The 17,846-nt window shown below is 64.4% G+C and carries 17 protein-coding genes; 6 read left to right on the forward strand and 11 right to left on the reverse strand.

What is annotated here, in order from left to right:
• Positions 1-10: 10 nt before the first annotated feature.
• The 11 genes from A5688_RS00940 to A5688_RS00990 all read right to left on the reverse strand — a co-directional run bounded on the left by A5688_RS00940 (position 11) and on the right by A5688_RS00990 (position 11,187).
• Entirely contained in the window at positions 11-907 is an 897-nt protein-coding gene (locus A5688_RS00940) for a universal stress protein (RefSeq protein WP_431602703.1), read from the reverse strand.
• A complete protein-coding gene (locus tag A5688_RS00945; protein WP_067914648.1) occupies positions 904-1,458 on the reverse strand; it encodes a GNAT family N-acetyltransferase in 555 nt (184 codons plus the stop codon). Before A5688_RS00945 ends, A5688_RS00940 begins: the two co-directional genes overlap by 4 nt.
• Before the next feature lie 144 nt (positions 1,459-1,602).
• Entirely contained in the window at positions 1,603-3,252 is a 1,650-nt protein-coding gene (locus A5688_RS00950) for a GAF domain-containing sensor histidine kinase (RefSeq protein ID WP_082951139.1), read from the reverse strand.
• 216 nt (positions 3,253-3,468) lie between these two features.
• The gene (locus A5688_RS00955; protein WP_067914679.1) at positions 3,469-4,125 is read right to left on the reverse strand and encodes a response regulator transcription factor; all 657 of its coding nucleotides are present in this window, start codon (positions 4,123-4,125) and stop codon (positions 3,469-3,471) included.
• 81 nt (positions 4,126-4,206) lie between these two features.
• Positions 4,207-5,061, reverse strand: a complete 855-nt coding sequence (locus A5688_RS00960; RefSeq protein ID WP_067831527.1) for a universal stress protein — start codon at positions 5,059-5,061, stop codon at positions 4,207-4,209.
• A 16-nt stretch (positions 5,062-5,077) separates the two neighbouring features.
• Complete coding sequence (locus A5688_RS00965; protein WP_067831524.1) at positions 5,078-5,848, reverse strand: universal stress protein; 771 nt, start codon at positions 5,846-5,848, stop codon at positions 5,078-5,080.
• 150 nt (positions 5,849-5,998) lie between these two features.
• Positions 5,999-6,979, reverse strand: a complete 981-nt coding sequence (locus A5688_RS00970) for a 1-phosphofructokinase family hexose kinase (RefSeq protein ID WP_067831711.1) — start codon at positions 6,977-6,979, stop codon at positions 5,999-6,001.
• Positions 6,980-7,002: 23 nt separating this feature from the next.
• On the reverse strand, positions 7,003-9,048 hold the full coding sequence (locus A5688_RS00975) for an erythromycin esterase family protein (RefSeq protein WP_207546575.1): 2,046 nt from the start codon (positions 9,046-9,048) through the stop codon (positions 7,003-7,005).
• A 9-nt stretch (positions 9,049-9,057) separates the two neighbouring features.
• Positions 9,058-9,495 carry an Hsp20/alpha crystallin family protein gene (locus A5688_RS00980; RefSeq protein ID WP_067831522.1) on the reverse strand — a complete coding sequence of 146 codons (438 nt, stop codon included), beginning with the start codon at positions 9,493-9,495 and terminating at the stop codon, positions 9,058-9,060.
• Positions 9,496-9,709: 214 nt separating this feature from the next.
• Positions 9,710-9,958 carry a hypothetical protein gene (locus tag A5688_RS00985; protein WP_067831520.1) on the reverse strand — a complete coding sequence of 83 codons (249 nt, stop codon included), beginning with the start codon at positions 9,956-9,958 and terminating at the stop codon, positions 9,710-9,712.
• Between the two features lie 242 nt (positions 9,959-10,200).
• Positions 10,201-11,187 (reverse strand): Acg family FMN-binding oxidoreductase, encoded by a 987-nt coding sequence (locus A5688_RS00990; RefSeq protein WP_082951137.1) that lies wholly within the window; start codon positions 11,185-11,187, stop codon positions 10,201-10,203.
• Positions 11,188-11,529: 342 nt separating this feature from the next.
• Between A5688_RS00990 and acsA the strand changes: the two genes are divergently transcribed.
• The 6 genes from acsA (at position 11,530) to A5688_RS01020 (ending at position 17,830) form a co-directional block, all read left to right on the forward strand.
• Positions 11,530-13,329 carry an acetate--CoA ligase gene (gene acsA, locus A5688_RS00995; RefSeq protein WP_067914650.1) on the forward strand — a complete coding sequence of 600 codons (1,800 nt, stop codon included), beginning with the start codon at positions 11,530-11,532 and terminating at the stop codon, positions 13,327-13,329.
• Positions 13,326-14,297 (forward strand): pyruvate dehydrogenase (acetyl-transferring) E1 component subunit alpha, encoded by a 972-nt coding sequence (gene pdhA, locus A5688_RS01000; protein ID WP_067831514.1) that lies wholly within the window; start codon positions 13,326-13,328, stop codon positions 14,295-14,297. The genes acsA and pdhA overlap by 4 nt, the downstream gene beginning before the upstream one ends.
• Positions 14,294-15,271 (forward strand): alpha-ketoacid dehydrogenase subunit beta, encoded by a 978-nt coding sequence (locus tag A5688_RS01005; protein WP_067914652.1) that lies wholly within the window; start codon positions 14,294-14,296, stop codon positions 15,269-15,271. Before pdhA ends, A5688_RS01005 begins: the two co-directional genes overlap by 4 nt.
• On the forward strand, positions 15,268-16,476 hold the full coding sequence (locus tag A5688_RS01010; RefSeq protein ID WP_067914654.1) for a dihydrolipoamide acetyltransferase family protein: 1,209 nt from the start codon (positions 15,268-15,270) through the stop codon (positions 16,474-16,476). The genes A5688_RS01005 and A5688_RS01010 overlap by 4 nt, the downstream gene beginning before the upstream one ends.
• A gap of 6 nt (positions 16,477-16,482) precedes the next feature.
• Positions 16,483-16,740, forward strand: a complete 258-nt coding sequence (locus tag A5688_RS01015) for an acyl carrier protein (protein WP_067831509.1) — start codon at positions 16,483-16,485, stop codon at positions 16,738-16,740.
• Between the two features lie 109 nt (positions 16,741-16,849).
• Positions 16,850-17,830, forward strand: a complete 981-nt coding sequence (locus A5688_RS01020; protein ID WP_067831706.1) for an Acg family FMN-binding oxidoreductase — start codon at positions 16,850-16,852, stop codon at positions 17,828-17,830.
• Positions 17,831-17,846: the final 16 nt, after the last annotated feature.

The following is a 17,846-nucleotide window of genomic DNA, read 5'->3' on the forward strand; positions in this document are numbered from 1 at the left end:
TTCCGAGCGGTCAGCGTCCGCGGGTCACGATCACCGGAACCATCGCCGATTGAGCCACAAGCGAACTGACGGAGCCCAGCATCATGCCCGCAAACCCGCCGCGGCCGTGGCTGCCGACGATTACCAGCTGAGCGTCTTCGGCCTCCGCGAGCAGCCACCGAGCAGGTTTGTCGCACACGACCAGTCGCTTCACGCACACGTCCGGATACTGATCGTGCCAGCCCGCGAGACGTTCGGCGAGAATCTCCTGACCCTCGGCCTCGCTGTCCCGCCAATCCATCCCGAGCATGGGAAAGACACCCACGTCGCTCCAGGCATGCAGCGCAACCAAATCGACGCCCCGGCGAGACGCCTCGTCGAAAGCCAAGGAGACTGCCGCCTCCGATGCGGGCGATCCGTCGATGCCCACCAGCACGGGTGCGTTGGCAGCGGGTGTCACGTCCGCATCGGGGTGGATGACCGCCACCGGGCAGTGCGCATGGTGCAGCAGCCGGGCAGTGACCGAACCCAGCAGCAGGCGGCCCAGCGCACCGAGTCCCTGGCTGCCGGCAACGATGATCGATGCGTCCCTGGACGCTTCGATCAAGGTGGGTACAACGCTTGAATAGATTGTCTCGGTGCGTATTTCGGGCTGCTTCGCGCCATTGAGGTTGGCGGTGACCGTCTTGCACGCCTGATCAACAACCTGCTGCGCACTCTCGCGCTGCCATTCGGGCATGTCCGCATACAACTGGCCGACCGGCCAGCCGACGACCACCGGGGCAACGACGTGCATCACGGTAATCGGTAAGCCGCGCATGATGGCCTCGCGGGTGGCCCACGCCACCGCGGCGTCGGAAGCCGCCGATCCGTCGACACAGACCAATATCCCGTGATTCACAGTCGTTGCCATTTCCCACTCCTTCATGAAATCTCTTGGCCTGCCGGTGACGACACGCCGACGCGCTCGGGCAGAGCGATGTCCAGGTGGACGATGGACGTGCAATCACTTCGATCACGAGGCCATCCCAGATCGGATATGACAGCGAGCATCAGCTGGTTCTGCACCAGGACGTCGGCCGCGAACCGCACAATCCCATGAGCTCTGGCGATCTGGGCAAGCCGTTTGAGCAACGCCGTTCCCACGCCATGCGAATGGTCCTGGTGAGCGACGACGACGGCGATATCGGCGGTTGTCCGATCGGCGCAGACCGTATAGTCGGCTACGCCGATCAGCCGGTCCCCATCGAATGCGCCCAACGCGTACCGGCCGTCCGCGGGCTTGATGAGCCTGCTCACGAGCTCGTCCAGATGGGCCGGATGCACTGTGAAAAAACGGAAGTAGCGATCGTGATCGCTGAGCTCTCGATGAAGAGCGACAACGGCTTCGGCATCATCGCCATCAAGCCGGCGCAGTGAGATCAGCCGCCCGTCCAGCAATTGGCACGTCGCTGTATCTCCCACCGCTTGACCGCCCATCGCCCCTCCTCGAACGCCGACAGGCCCCCTACTGCATTGGGCGCCCCGCACATGACGCTATGGGGATGTCGCGCAATCGGGCAGGGTCGTTGGACCCCCCGTCCGTGCCATTGGTCCCCGCGATCGGTGAACGCCGTTGGCGGATCAGTGATCGGTGAGCGGAGCGGTCCAGTGCACGCGGGTACCACCCGCGGCATGGTTCGAGATCTCACAGCGGCCACCGACCTGTTCGGCGCGGTACGCCATATTCGCCAGACCACTGCGGCGACGATTGTCGTCGGGTATGCCGCTGCCGTTGTCGATGATGTCGAGAGTCAGCATGTCCGCGACGTCGACTTCGATCGTCAGCCGCGACGCCCCGGAGTGGCGCACCGCATTGCTCACGGCTTCCGCGGTGACCGCTTCGGCATGCTCGGCAAGCTCGCCGCCGACAGCGGTCATCGGCCCATGCATGCGCACGGTGGTGACGATGTCACGGTTTTCGGTGAGATCGGTGACCACGCGCTGAATGCGCTGCCGGAAGCCACTTTCGTGCTGCAGAGGCGATTTCAGTTGGAAGATGGTGGTGCGGATCTCCTCGATGATGGTTTGAAGATCATCCAGTGTGCGGTTGAGTCGCTCCACGACCTCCGGCGAACGTGCCCGCGCGACCGTGCCTTGCAGGTCCATGCCTGCGGCGAACAACCGTTGGATGACATGGTCGTGCAAGTCGTGTGCGATGCGCTCACGCTCGCCGACCAGGGTCAGCTGGCGGGCGTGCTCGCGACCCGACGCGAGCACCAGTGCCAGCGCCGCGTGGGTGGCGAAATCGCTGACCAGGTCTAGGTAACTGTCATCGAACGGTGGCCGGTCTGCGCTCCGTGCGACGGCGATCACGCCTATGACGTCGTCATCGGTTCGCAACGGCATCAGGATTGCGCTGCGTTGCCCGACATCGGTGAAAGCCTGAATCGGGTAGCTCAACGACTCGCTGATCACCGCCGCCCCGGAGCGGAAAACGCGACCGCTGGTGGAACCGTCCACCGGAACCTGTTGGCCGACCACCTCGGAGGCGTTGAGCCCCACCGCCGCAGAGATCACCAGCGTGTCGATCTCGTCAACGGGGAGGTCGGCATCGACCGGTACCAGCACGATCGCCTGCTCGGCCTCGGTCAGCGCGCATGCGCGGTCGGCGATCAACTGCAAGAGCTTCGGGCCCGATTCGGCGTTGGACAACAGGGCGGTGGTGATCTCCCTGCTGGCTTCCATCCATTTCACCGAGGTGCGCTCGCGCTCGAACAGTTGCGCGTTATCGATGGCAACGGCCGCCGCAATCGCCAATGCGCGTGCGGCAACCTCATCGGATTCGGAGAACACCCGTCCGGGCTCGTCGTGGGTCAGATAGAGGTTCCCGAACACCGCCCCGCGGATGGTGATGGGCACCCCGATGAAGCCACGCATCGGAGGATGATGCTCGGGGAATCCGACAGCGGCCGGGTGCCTTGTGAGGTCGTCCAGGCGCAACGCGGGCGTGTCGAGAAGCGAGATGGAAAGCACGCCCTTGCCGACCGGCAGGTGGCCGATCCGCGCCGCTGTCTCTTCATCGATCCCGTCATGGACGAACGAGATCAACCCACCATCGGAGTCGCGTATGGCGAGCGCGCCGTAGGGGGCGCGAGTCAGGTCCTTGGCGGCGTGAACGATCCGGCGCAGGGTCGCGTCGAGTTCGAGACCCGAGCCGATCTCGACGATCACATGCAGCAATCGCTCCATCTGATCGCGCGCCACCAGCAACTCGTCGAGTTGCTGGTGCATCCTGCCTACCAGCCCACGCTGGCCCAACCCGGTGTAACCCGAGCCGCTGTCGTCGTTGGCCACTCGACCCGCTACCTCCGACAATTCCGGCCCTACAGCAACCGCGCGTCGCACTTGCATGATCGCAACATCAACGCGACGGCGCACAGGCCAGCTTAGTCCGGGTGCGCCAAGAGCCCAACAATCGACGCTGGCCGCGGCGGCCGTCTTCGCAGGTCAGCTGCCGATCGCCGTTGGATCGAAGCGCCGCTCCAACGTCGAGGCAAACACCGCCGCCTGGGTCCGCCGCTCCATACCGAGCTTGGTCAGCAGCCGGGACACATAGTTCTTCACCGTCTTCTCGGCCAAGAACATCCGGGCCGCGATCTGCCGGTTGGTCAGGCCCTCGCCGAGCAGGCCGAGCAACGTTCGCTCGCGTTCGGTCAATCCGGACAGCGGATCCCTGTGTTCCGAGGCGCCGCGGAGCCTTGCCATCAGCGCGGCGGCCGCGCGGTTGTCCAGCAGCGACTTGCCGGCGCCAACGTCCCTGATCGCCTGCGCGAGCTCCATCCCCCTGATGTCCTTGACGACGTAACCGCTGGCGCCGGCCAGGATCGCCTCGAGCATCGCCTCATCGGAGGTGAACGACGTCAACATCAGACACCGCAGGCCTGGGAGCTCCGACAGCAGGTCACGGCACAATTCGATGCCGTTGCCATCCGGGAGGCGCACGTCGAGCACGGCGACATCGGGCCTCACCGCCGGTATTCGCACCATCGCTTCGGACACTGAGCCCGCATCGCCGATGACGTCCAGCCCGGGTTCCGCCGTCAACAGATCGGTAAGTCCGCGGCGGACCACTTCATGGTCATCGACCAAGAAGACCGTAACCATGGCGAGTCCTTCCTGTCGGCCGGGCGAGGCACCCGGGTCGGGAAATTTCGCGATATTTTGCATCGTCATCGTCGTCCGATCTCACAGATGCCGGCCTTTGACGACCAGCAGCGAGCAGTCGCCGTCTTGGAGCACGGCACTGCCGACCGGCCCGACCAGTTCTTTCAGGTGTTCACGGTTGTCGGAGCCGACGATGGCGAGCTGCACCGATCCGCGGTTGCATGCCAGATATTCGAAAAGGGTGTTGTGCACCGCTGCCGACTCCACCCGAATCTCGGGGTGACGACGTCTCCAACCGGACAGGCGGCGGTCAAGGTCGGCGATTGCGCGACGGTCGTCCTTGTCCTCGGCCGCCGTGCCGTAGGACACGGTTCGCCGGCATATGATCGCCTGAACCGTTGCGCTGCGCGTCCGAGCTTCTTCCATGGCAACGCCCAGCAATTCAACGCAATCGGGAGGGTTGCCCACCTCGACCACGATCCTGCCGCCCAGCTGTCCGGTCTGATCGTGAAGTCCCCGAACGATGGCCACGGGACACTGCGCGGAGATAGCCAGGGCGGCGGCGGTGGAACCCACCCGGCCCGCACGAAAATGGCGCAACCCCATCGCGCCCACACACACCATGGCCGCTGATGCCGATACCGCAATCAACGACCTGATCGCCGGCCCCTGGACGATCTCTGTCTCCGTCTTGACCTGCTGTCCCGTGGATTCGATTGCCGTGAGGGCACGTTCGATTGCGGTTTCCGCCGCGGCGAACGCGCGCGCGATGACCTCCGGTTCGGCATCCCCGTCGCCCCGCTCAATCGCATATACCAATCGCAGCGGCGCGTCCCGGGTCATCGCCTCGTCCACCGCCCAAAGCGCCGCCTGCACCGCCGCCTTCGATCCGTCGATACCGACGGCGATCGGTCGATCTGTCCGTAACTCGTTCATCGCGAGGCTTTCGGATCTAGTCACGGATGATCAGCACTGAGCAGTTGGGATAACCCAGAATCGGGTGCGAGTTGGGTGTGCCGAGCTCGGCTATTTGATCCGCATCGGCTTTGCCGACAACGGCGAGTTCGATTGCACTGCTATGGTTCTCAGAGGACCTCGAGCCGGTGCCGGCGGCGACGACCTGAACGGGCACGTCCGGGTAGCGCCGAACCCAGCTGTTGAGGCGCCGATCGATCTGCCGCACAGTGGCGTTGCGGCGCCGACCTTCCTCCATGGCCTGGTGGATAACCTCTTCGTTATCGGGTTCATCGTTGAGCACGACGGCGATCACACCGGGCTGCGCGGGCGATCCGTCAGGGTTGGTTCGGATGATTGCCACCGGGCAGTGGGCTTTCATCGCCAACGCGGCCTCCGTTGCCCCCAGCAACTTCTCGGCCGACCATCCACGCCGATCGGTTCCGACACACACCAGGGCCGCATCCACCGATTCATTGATCAAAACCTGCTCCGGGTCGCCCGAGAGCAGGACCGTTTCAACCTCAACGGCTTTTCCCGCACCCTGCACGGCAACTTCGGCCTGGCAAAGGGCGGTCTCGCCGGCTTCGAGCTCCCAGTCGGAAGGCTGCGCGGATGTGGATCGGGATCCCTTGCGTCCGGCGACATGGACGAGGCGAAGGGGTAGCTGTCGCGTGATCGCCTCGTCGACCGCCCATTTCGCAGCGTTCACCCCAGCTTGCGACCCGTCGACGCCGACGACTACCGACTTCGAGTGCAGCTGATTCATCAGAGCTCCTGCGGTTGCGGTCCATCACTTATCGGCCCACTGCCAGGCTAGGGATTCTCCACCCGTAATGGAGGGGTCCTTAGGCCTTACCTCGACAGCCGTTCGTCCCGAAGGTGCGACACCGAAGACGGTTTCGTATCTGAGCACCGCTTAACGGCGGCTGAGGTCGGACGGCTCGGCGGCCAACGCAAACAATTTTTCGATGTCCGCCCGGGTGCTGACTTCCGTACCAGGTGTCATTGACATCGCCGCGCCCGCCGCTATCCCCAAGCGGACGGATTTGACGAGCGGCCACCCGCGGCCGAGCCCGGTCGCGATGGCGCCAACCATGGCATCGCCCGCCCCGACACCGCTCCCACCGCCGTGGACCGTGATTGCGGAGAATCGCTGGCTGCCCTGCGGCGTGGCGAGCAGCGCTCCGCGAGACCCCAGTGACACGAGGACCACTTGTGCGCAACCGCTTTCGACAAGCGAATTTGCGGCGGCCAATTGTTCGGACTCCGTGACGAGCAGGCCTCCGACGCGCTCGCCCAGTTCCCGCACGCTCGCCTTGAGCAGATACACACCAGAAGAGATGTGCTGCAATCCCCCGCCGGACGTGTCCAGGATAAGCCGGGCGCCCACATCCCGGCATATGTCGGCAACCAGCTGGTAGTAGTCGGGCGGTACGCCTGGTGGCAGGCTACCGCTCGCCACGACGAAGTCGGCCGACTCCGCCTCCGCCCGCAGCCGGTCGAGACACCGCGCCTGTTCGGCGGACGACAGCCATGGTCCGGGAAGAACGAAACGGTATTGCCGACCCGAACTATTTTCGTTGACAGTGAAGCTTTCACGAGTCGACGCCTCGATCTCGATCAGCTGACAGGGCACTCCCTCCTCGCGGACAAATGACGCCACAAGAGCACCGGTCGGTCCGCCGACGGTGAATATGGCGGATACCGAAGCACCCAGCACATTCGCGACGCGAGCAACGTTGATGCCGCCGCCGCCTGGATCGTAACGCGTTGCCTGACAGCGCATTTTGTCTGTCGGCCGCACCACGTCGACACTAGTTGTGATGTCCAGGGCCGGATTCAGGGTCAACGTGACGATCTGCACCCTGCCGGGCACTGCGTGGTTTGGCGCATCCATGTCCGTTGGCTCCGCTTCGTTGATCACAGTCCGGTGGGGTAGGTTTCCGGTGTTTCGCCCGCGATCCAGAGGCTGGTGGGCTCCAGGGGCTCGAGCGCTCGGGTGCTATCGATATGGATCATCGCGTCGAACTGGTCCGCGGGCCGCACGTGGAAGTAGTGGCTTTGCCGCTCCGTTTCGGGCCGGTAGATGACGCCGATGGCGCGTCCCAACCTAACGGCGCTGAGCGGGTCGGCGGCTTCCGGCTTGATGAGTGCCGACACCAGGAACGACGGTTTCCCGGCCTCGTGCAGGAGTTCCTCGATACTTCCGTTGAGCGCCGGCCGCACGGTCTTTCGTTCCGCAACCCCGCCCCACTCGCTGGCGGCGGTGACCGTGCCGTCGTACGTGCTGAACCCGATCAGTCGGGACTCTTCGCCATACTCCTGACGGACGAGCTGTCCGAGCGTGAGCTGCCCATCCGCCCAAACCTCCGTCGCCCGGGCATCTCCGACATGAGAGTTGTGAGCCCACACCACGATTCGCGCCGACGGAACATCCGAATGACGGTCTAGATGTTTCACCAGCGCTCCGAGTGTCTGCGCCATGTGCGTGTCGCGCAGGTTCCACGAGCTGACGCGCCCGCTGAACATCGTCCGGTAGTACATCTCAGCGTTGCGAACGGTCTGCGCATTCTGCTCGGCGTAGAACAGTTCGTCTTCGGCGAGCAGTCCATCCATGCGCGCGTAAGCAAGTGCGTGACGCTGGATGTCCACCAGCTGTTCGACGGCTTCCGTCTCGCACGACGGGCCGGCGCCGAATGCCGCCGCAAAACCGTACGCCTGCCCATCAGCGGCGGAGGCGTGATCGAAACACGCATAGCGCTCCCGCGCCCGCGTCGCCGCCTTCGGATCGACCTTTTCGAGGTAGCCGATAACTTCCTGCAACGATCGGTGCAGGCTGTACAGATCGAGTCCGTAAAATCCGGCCTGCCGTTGCCCGTTCGACTCCTGCCGCTGGTTGCGCACACGGAGCCAGTCAACGAAATCACGGACTACCGTGTTGCGCCACATCCAGGCCGGAAAGCGCTCGAACCCGCTCAATGCGGCATCCGCGCTTTCGTCTTCGCCCCGGCCGTGAACGTAGCGATTCACCCGGTAGGCGTCCGGCCAGTCGGCCTCCGCGGCGACTGCGCAAAACCCCTTCTCGTCGATCAGCCATTTCGTGATTGCGGCCCGCGCCTCGTAAAACTCATGCGTGCCATGTGAACTCTCGCCGATCAGTACGATCCGCGCATCACCGATCAGCTGGTCCAACGTTTCACGCGACGGGATGCCCGCCGGCGCATCGATGGCCACACTGGCGACAATCTGGGCCGGGGTCCACTCCGCGGCCGTCGTAGCCGGCACCGCTGTCGTGGGCGTGGCGAGCAGCTGACGAACCTCCTCGTCGGTGACCTGACGGAAGTCCCAGAACGACTCCCCAACGGCGAGAAATGGGGTTGGCATACTTGCGCATACGACGTCGTCAACCAGGCCGGCGAATTCCCGACAGGTAGATTCCGGGGCCGCGGGCACGGCCATCACGATCTGGGCGGGCTCGGCCTCACGCAATGCCTGCACCGCCGCGAGCATGCTTGCGCCGGTGGCCAGACCATCATCGACGAGGATGACCGTCTTGCCGGCCACCTCCACAGGTGGACGTCCGTCACGGTAGGCGGCCTCGCGCCGAATCAGTTCGCGGCCTTCGCGTTCGGCGATGAGACGCAGTTGCTGCGGGGTGATCCGCAAGCCCCGCACGACATCGTCATTGACGACGACGCGGCCCCCGCTCGCCAGTGCCCCGACCGCGAACTCCTCATGCCCGGGCGCGCCGAGCTTGCGCACGATAAAGGCGTCCAGCGGGGCGTGCAGCGCTGCGGCCACCTCCCATGCCACGGGCAACCCTCCCCTGGCCAAACCCAGGACGATCACGTCGGGTCGATCCCGGTACGCGGTGAGCAGGTTCGCCAGCACCTGACCGGCCTCGCGGCGGTCGCGAAACACGCGCCGCGGCGAGCGCCGGGTGACGTCAGCCGCTCTGGTCATCATGCGCCGCGGTCACTGACCATTGGCCGATTGCACTTCGATGTGTCGCTCGGCCGGCTTCGCTTCCGAGACTGCCACCGCGACAGTGAGAATTCCCTTGTCGTAAGTGGCTTCGATGCTTCCCTCGTCAGCGCCGGCCGGCAGGGACACACTCCGCACGAACGAGCCGTACGAGAACTCCGAGCGCCCATCGAAGTCCTTCTTCTCGCTACGCTCGGCCTTGATCGTCAGTTGCCCGTCACGCACGGTGATGTCGATGTCCTTTGCGGGGTCGACGCCCGGCATTTCCGCGCGCACCACGTAGCGACCGTCTTTCATCTCGTCCTCGAGCCGCATCACGCGGGTGTCGAAGGCGGGACGCAGCCCGGCCAGGGAAGGGAAGCCGGCGAATAGCTCCGAGAACTCCGGGAACAGCGACATCGGCCGGCGCCGAAGGGAAACGGTGCTCATGGGTATCTCCTGATATCGAGATTTGCAATGGTTGCGCTTCCATCGCACCAATCGGCCGGCAATGCCGAAAGGGACCGAAGTCCCCGGGTCGTAGGTCGTTCGTCAGCTCCCCGACCGGCCACGATGACATTGACTCGGAGCGGCGGCGAAAGGTATCTGGCGGCCACCCTCGAACGCCTTCGGCGGCAGAACGACGCGTGGTCGCGGGCGGCCTTCAGCCGCGTGGAATGCGTTGCGACTGCGCACTGATGCATTCCATGACACGGTCGAACACGAGGCCGAATGCGTCGCCATCCTCAGCGATGCTGAACAGGCCGCGCTGGCGGAGAAACCCCTCCAGCCGGCGATCCAGCGGCCAATCCGCATAGATGTCGTCCGCATAGGTGGAAATGGTGAATTGCCAAGCGAGCGCGTCGACATCGGAACCAGTCAGCAGTAATCGATCACCCAGCGGAGAGACCATTTCACTTCCCTGTATATGTACCTGCGGTATGCGCCGCGCCGTCGCGTCGATATCAGCTTCTTTGCAGTGCCAATGTCATTTCAGTGCCCTATCGCGGGTCCAAGGCGACCCCGATTAAATCGTTGGCCGCCTCATTTTTTCGTTGCGATCGGGTATCGCCTAGGGCCTGAAGTCCCTATTGATCGGGCTGCTCGACCGCTGACAACTGCCACTCGTCCGGCAAACTCAGCGCGCCGAAGGCCCTAGCGTCGGATCTCCAAGACCTCGCTCAGCGGTCGCCGCGGCGTCCGCTCCGGATGCAACTCACCCTCGGGTTCGACTCCCACCCGGACGAGGATCTGCGGTAGGGCGAACCGGCCGGTCAGATCCCGAATCATCTCCCTGGTCGATTCCAGCTCCGTGATGTGGGTTACCGGGCATGTCGCCAAGCCGGCCATCGTGGACTCCAGCAAGATCGTTGACAGCGCCTCGCCGCATCGGAGCGCATCGAGCCGCGAGTCCCCGAGTGTCGACAGGACGAGGATTTTCGCTTCGTCGTAGGTCCCCGCTGAACTCCGCTCGTCCAACGGGTCGATGGGGAATCGGCGGTTCACATCCACTCTGCGGTCGTCCGCTTCCGAAATCAGTGCGCTTTCGGGAATACCCTCGTACTTTCTCAACGGCGATGTCCACCAATCCAATTCATGGTGGTAACCGTCGTCGTAGCGGCGCAGGGCTTCGGTGAGCCGCGCCGCGTCCGCCAGCCGCGGCCGCGCCTCTGCACCCAGCACGTCGAGGGTGACGAATGCATCCTCCAACGCGTTGCGTAGCACCGGTTCGAACGACGACCAATGCTCGGGAGCTCCAAACGGCAACCGGCTCGTCCGGCGGCGCAATATCGCGTCGGCAAGGTCGCGGCGGGCCGGCGCGACATAATCGGTCGACACAAAGTCGATCGAGGCGAGGTGGCCGAGATTGTTCGGATTCGGAAACGGCTCGACGTTCGTGTTCCAGCCGACCGCGGCCATGGCGATCCGAAAGTGATCGAGCGCCGCACCGCAGCTGATGATCGCCTCTCGTCCGGATTTGTCGGTCGAGGTCACCGTCCGGTGCGGATCAAGGAACAGGTCCACACCGGAGCCGCCGGCAATCCAGCGCCAGGGCTGGCTGTTGTGCAGCGACGGAGCGTGACAGGCCAACTCGACCGCCGCCGTGATCACGTTGGTGTCCGCCGTCATTTGGGTCATCACTTTCACCTGTCAGTCGGTGGTTACGACCTTTCGGCAAACGGGCACCCGACGCCAGGGTCCTAGGTCCCCACCGTTGCGGCCTTGGACTCTACGGCGGCAAGACGTCGCGCAGCCGACTCCCGCGTCGAACGGCAGCGATTCAAAGGACGAAACACGTCTCTGTCGATGACTTTCGTCTCTATTGCGGCACGCAGTACCCGGAAAACGATGAACACACCCACGCGACGAAAAGGGACAGTCATGGCAGCCATCTGCCGCGTCGAGCACTACGCCGGGAGCACCCACCCGCGCTTGCGGAAGGTCCTTGCTGTCACCGATCGGTCAGACCTCTAGGACTTCTGCATGGATATCATCCGCAAACAACCCCGTGACTTGACCATCCCGCCGAACCTCATGAACTACGAGGAGGCGCGCGCGAAATTTCGCTGGTCCGATGTGCCGCAGCTGTGCGAGGGCATGGGTCCGGGCGGGTGCAACATCGCCTACGCCGCCGTCGACCGGCACGCAGTCGGCGTGACCGCCAACCGCACGGCGTTGCGGTTCATCACCGGCAAGGGCTGGGACGGTGCGATCGGCACACACGATCTCAGCTACGCCGAGCTCGCCCGGTTTTCCAGGCGATTCTCCGGCGTGCTGCGCTCGCTGGGCATTTACAAGGGCGGTCGCGTCTTCACGCTCATGGGGCGTAGCCCCGAGCTGTACATCACCATCATGGGTGCGCTGCGCAACGGCAGTGTCGTCTCACCATTGTTCTCGGCCTTCGGACCCGAACCGATCACGACGAGAATAGACATCGGTCAGGCCGACGTGCTGGTGACCACCAAGGCGATTTACGAGCGCAAGATCGCCAAGGTCCGCCATCGGATACCGTCGGTCCGGCACATATTGGTGGTCGACGAAAGCAGATCCGACGTTCAGTTGCCCGGAACGCTGAACTTCTGGCAATGGATGGACGCCGCCAACGAGAACACGCCGATCGAACCCACCACCGCCGACGACCCGGCGCTGCTGCACTTCACCAGCGGCACCACCGGTACGCCCAAAGGCGCAATTCACGTCCACGGCGCGGTTGCGATGCACTACGTCACCGGCTTGTACGCGCTTGACCTACACCGCGACGACACCTATTGGTGCACAGCGGATCCCGGTTGGGTTACCGGAATGTCCTACGGGATCATCAGTCCCCTGCTGCACGGAGTCACCTCGATCGTCGACGAGGCGGAGTTCGATGCGAAGCGGTGGTACGGGGTCCTGCAAGATCAGGGTGTGTCGGTCTGGTATACGGCGCCGACCGCGATAAGGATGCTGATCAAAGCGGGCCCCGAACTGCCGGCGCAGTACAGTTTTCCCCGGCTGCGCTTTATCGCGAGCGTGGGCGAGCCGCTCAACCCCGAGGCGGTGTGGTGGGGAAAGCGAGTGCTGGGCTTACCAATTCATGACAATTGGTGGCAGACGGAAACCGGCGGGATCATGATCGCGAACACCCCGGCGTTCGACATCAAGCCCGGCTCGATGGGCCGACCGCTTCCCGGCGTGGACGCATATATCGTGGGCCACAACGACGACGGCTCCATCACGGTCATCGATCAACCCGACGTCGAGGGTGAGCTCGCGCTCAAGCCGGGCTGGCCATCGATGTTCCGCGGCTATCTCAACGCCGAGGAGCGATATCGAAACTGTTTCGCGGACGGACTGTATCTGACCGGAGACCTCGCCAAGAAGGACGCCGACGGGTACTTCTGGTTCGTCGGACGCAAAGACGATGTGATCAAGTCGGCGGGACATCTGATCGGTCCCTTCGAGGTGGAGAGCGCGCTGACCGATCATCCGGCGGTGGCCGAGGCGGCGGTCATCGGCAAGCCCGATCCGACCGTCGGTGAAATGGTCAAAGCCTTCGTCACCCTGAAGAACGGCATAGTCGGCGACGAGGACCTGCGTCTGGAACTGATTGGCCACGCGCGCAAGCGACTCGGGGCCACGGTGGCGCCGAAGGAGCTCGATTTCGTCGACTCGCTGCCCCACACGAGCAGCGGCAAGATCATGCGCCGGCTGCTGAAGGCACGTGAACTGGGACTGCCCGAAGGTGATACCTCCACCATCGAGCAGCACCCCGACCAGAACGTCGAAGGGGTACCGTCATGACCGATACCAAACTGGCCCACGAACTCCTGTCGGATATGGTCCGCGTCCGCCGCATGGAGGAAAAATGCGCGGAACTCTACAGCGCGGCCAAGATTCGCGGCTTCCTGCACCTGTACGTCGGCGAAGAGGCGGTCGCCGCCGGGTCGCTGCGTGCGTTGGCCGACGACGACGCGGTGGTCGCGACCTACCGCGAGCACGCGCACGCGCTGCTGCGCGGCATCCCGATGACCTCGATCATGGCCGAGATGTTCGGCAAACAGGAAGGGTGCTCACGCGGCCGGGGCGGGTCGATGCACCTCTTCGATGCGTCCAAGCGGTTCTACGGAGGCAACGCCATAGTCGCCGGCGGCCTGCCGCTCGCGGTGGGCATCGCGCTCGCCGACGCCATGCTGCAGCAGAAGCGGGTGACCGCATGCTATTTCGGCGACGGAGCGGTGGCCGAAGGCGCGTTTCACGAGTCGCTGAACATGGCCGCGCTGTGGAAGTTGCCGGTGCTGTTCTGTTGCGAGAACAATCTTTACGCGATGGGCACCGCCTTGGATCGAGCACAGTCGCAGACCGATCTCACCGTCAAGGCGGCGGCGTACCGGGTTCCCACCCTGGCCGTCGACGGGATGGATGTCGAGGCATGCCATACCGCCGCACAACAAGGGGTCGATCACGTCCGCGACACCGGCGGCCCGTTTTTCATCGAGTTCCGCACCTACCGGTTCCGGGCGCACTCGATGTTCGACCCGGAACTGTATCGGGACAAGGCGGAGATCGAAGAGTGGCGCAAACGCGACCCGATTCACGCGTTCACCGAGAAGTGCCTGGCCGACGGCACCCTTTCGGCGGCCGACGTGGGTGAGATCGAGGATGCGGCCGCCACCGAGATCGAGGAGGCGGTGGCGTTCGCCGAGGCCGGAACGTGGGAGGACGTGGAGGATCTCGAACGCGATGTGCTGACGCCGGAGGCCACGCGATGAAAACCACCTACCGAACCGCGGTCCACGATGCGATTCGCGACGCGATGCGCGACGACCCGCGCGTCGTACTGATGGGTGAAGACGTGGGACGTTACGGCGGGACCTACGCGGCGTCGAAAGGCCTGTTGGACGAATTCGGTCCGGAGCGAGTGCGCGACACCCCGCTGTCCGAATTGGGCTTCGTCGGAATCGGAATCGGGGCTTCCCTCAACGGGCTTCGGCCGATCGTGGAAGTCATGACGGTCAACTTCAGCCTGCTGGCGCTCGATCAGATCGTCAATACCGCGGCGGCCCTTCGTCATATGTCAGGCGGGCAGTTCTCGGTACCCCTCGTTGTCCGAATGGCGACCGGCGCTGGGCGCCAGCTTGCCGCCCAGCATTCGCACAGCCTCGAACCGTGGTATGCCCATATCCCGGGCATCAAGGTGGTAGCACCGGCGACGCTCGAGGATGCCTACGGCATGCTCGGACCGGCGCTGGCCGATCCGGATCCAGTGGTCATCTTCGAGCACGTTCAGCTCTACAACACCTCGTCGGATGTCGACACCCTCGCCCCCACCGACATCTGCCGGGCGGCGGTCCGGCGCACCGGCAACGACGTGACCGTGGTGGCCTACGGCGGCTCCCTCGGGAAGGCGCTCGACGCCGCGAATGAGCTGTCACTGGCCGGAATCGATTGCGAGGTCGTCGATCTGCGGGTCCTGCGACCGCTCGACGACGACACCATCCTCGAATCGGTCCGCAAGACACACCGCGCCGTCGTCGTCGACGAGGCTTGGCACACCGGCAGTTTGGCCGCCGAAGTCGTGGCACGCGTGATGGAGGGGGCTTTCTACGACCTCGACGCCCCGGTGGCGCGGGTGTGCAGCGCGGAAGTCCCCATGCCGTACGCGAAGCATCTGGAACAGGCGGCCCTACCCCAAACCGCCAAGATCGTCGCGATGGTGCAAAGCCTGTTCGGTGAGCAGCAATGATCGAGTTCGCAATGCCGGCTCTGGGCTCCGACATGGACGAAGGCACCCTGAACGAATGGCTGATCAAACCCGGTGACAAGGTGACCCGCGGCCAAATCGTAGCCGTCGTCGAGACCACCAAAGCCGCGGTCGAAGTCGAATGCTGGCAGGAGGGCACCGTCAGCGAGCTCCTCATCCCGGTCGGCGAAACCGTCCAGGTGGGAACGGTATTGGCCACCTTGCTGGCACCGGGCGAAAAGGAGGAGCGACGACCGCGCCGGCCATCTCGGCCGTCGACGAAACCCGCCGAAAAGCCGGCGGCCGCGCCGTCGAGGGCGCCATCGCCGGCCGCCGCGACCGCTCCCGGGCATCGGCGCTGGGTATCGCCCGCCGCACGGCGGTTGGCCCAATCGCTGCACGTCGCCATCGATGCGGTTAGCGGCACCGGCCCGCAGGGTGCCGTCACCCTAAGCGACGTCGAGCACGCCGCAGCGGTTGCCGAACCGGCCGCCAAACCGGCGGTCAAGCCGGCAACCAAGGCCACGCCGGCCGATCGCGCGGCCCAGATGCGCAAGTCGATCGCGGCCGCGATGAGCCGGTCCAAGCGGGAGATTCCGCACTACTACCTCGCCGACGAGATCCTCTTGGAGAAGTCGTTGAGCTGGCTGACCGCCCGAAACGCCCAGCGGTCCATTGACGAGCGGGTGCTGCCCGCCGTCCTGCTGCTGAAAGCTGTGGGCATCGCCGCGCAGCGATTCGGTGAGTTCAACGGATTCTGGCGAGAAGACGGCTTCGAGCCCGCGAATGGCGTGCATGTCGGGGTGGGGATCTCGCTGCGCGGTGGTGGCCTGGTCGCCCCGGCCATTCACGACGTCCCGGAGAAGAAGCTGGACGAATTGATGGACGACCTCACCGATCTGGTGGCCCGGGCGCGTTCGTTCTCGCTGCGGAGTTCGGAGATGTCGGACCCCACCATCACCGTCACCAACCTGGGTGACCAAGGCGTCGATGCGGTGTTCGGAGTCATCTACCCACCACAGGTGGCCATTCTCGGTTTCGGCCAGCCGGCCGAGCGGGTTTGCGTTATCGACGGCGGAATCCGAGTCGTCACCGCCGTGCAAGCCACCCTCGCCGCAGACCACCGGGCAAGTGACGGCCATCGCGGTGCGTTGTTCCTGACCGCAATCGACGAGTTGCTCCAGCAACCCGATCTCTTGGAGAAATGAAACGCCATGACCGAAGAAGACATACGTGACGTGGTCCTGTCCGTGCTGACAACCATCGCGCCCGAGGTCGAACCCGACGAAATCCGCGACGACGTTCTGCTGCGGGATCAGGTCGATCTTGATTCCATGGACTGGCTCAGCTTCCTGCGCGGTATACATCGGCGGTTGAACGTCGATATCCCGGAGTCCGACTACGCTTCGCTACGGACGTTGGCGGACGTGGTGGGCTACGTGGAACGCAATGCGTCTAGAACCCCGCATTGATCGTCGACTGCGCACGTCCGATGCTCTCCGGGACGTAGGACCCTAGTACCAAGCGCTGTAATGCCCCTAGCGTCAAGGCAAAGCGGAAGCTCGGCAAGGGGTGGACGTCATGCATCCGAAGCTAAACAGCCAGATCCTGCGGGAGGCGGTACTCGTCGCGTGCCGGGCGCCGTCCATCCACAACAGCCAGCCGTGGCGATGGGTGGCCGAGGGCGAACTGCTGCGCTTGTTCGTCGATCGTTATCGGACGGTGCCGGGCGCCGACCAGTCCGGTCGAGAGACGATCATCAGTTGTGGCGCAGTGCTCGATCACCTTCGGATTGCCATGCTCGCCGCGGGTTGGCAAGCCCGGATCAAGCGGTTTCCCGACCCGAATGAACCCGACAATCTGGCATTGATCGATTTCAGCCCCGCCGACCAAGTCACCGATGCCGATCTCCTGCGTGCCGAGGCCATCCTGCAGCGCAGAACCGATCGGCTTCCGTTGGGCCGGCCCCGGTACTGGGATGTCTTCGAACCCGTGCTCAAGGACAGCGTCGACGACAGCGTCGTGAGCCTTGACGTGCTCCCCGACGAACTGCGACCGCAGCTGGTACAGGCGTCGCTCTTCACCGAGGCGCTCCGCCGCGATGATTGGTCTTATCATGTCGAATTAGATTGGTGGACTTCACCCTTCGTCGTGACCGAAGGAGTCCCCGCTACGGCGTTGGCATCCGAAAGCGAACACATCCGCGTCGATGTGGGACGAGAGTTTCCGGTCAGAAGCCATACGCAACGGCGTATGGAGGTCGAGGTGGATTGCTCGAAAATCTTTGTGTTGTCAACGCCGGAAGATACCCGCACCGATGTGTTGAGGTGCGGCGAAGCGTTGTCGACGGTGCTTTTGGAGTGCACCGTGGCCGGCATGGCGACCTGCACCCTGACCCACCTGATCGAAGTAGACGAAAGCCGCGATATCGTGCGTGGCTTGATCGCTGGGCACGGCGAGCCGCAGGTGCTGGTCCGCGTGGGGATGGCACCGCCAACCGAGCGGCCCCCGGTGCCGACGTCGCGACGCCCGCTGAACGAGGTCCTGGAGATCCGCCGGTAATCGTGCGGGAGTCGCG

Origin of the sequence: Mycobacterium mantenii (assembly GCF_001667865.1) — a bacterium.
GTDB lineage: Bacteria > Actinomycetota > Actinomycetes > Mycobacteriales > Mycobacteriaceae > Mycobacterium > Mycobacterium mantenii_A.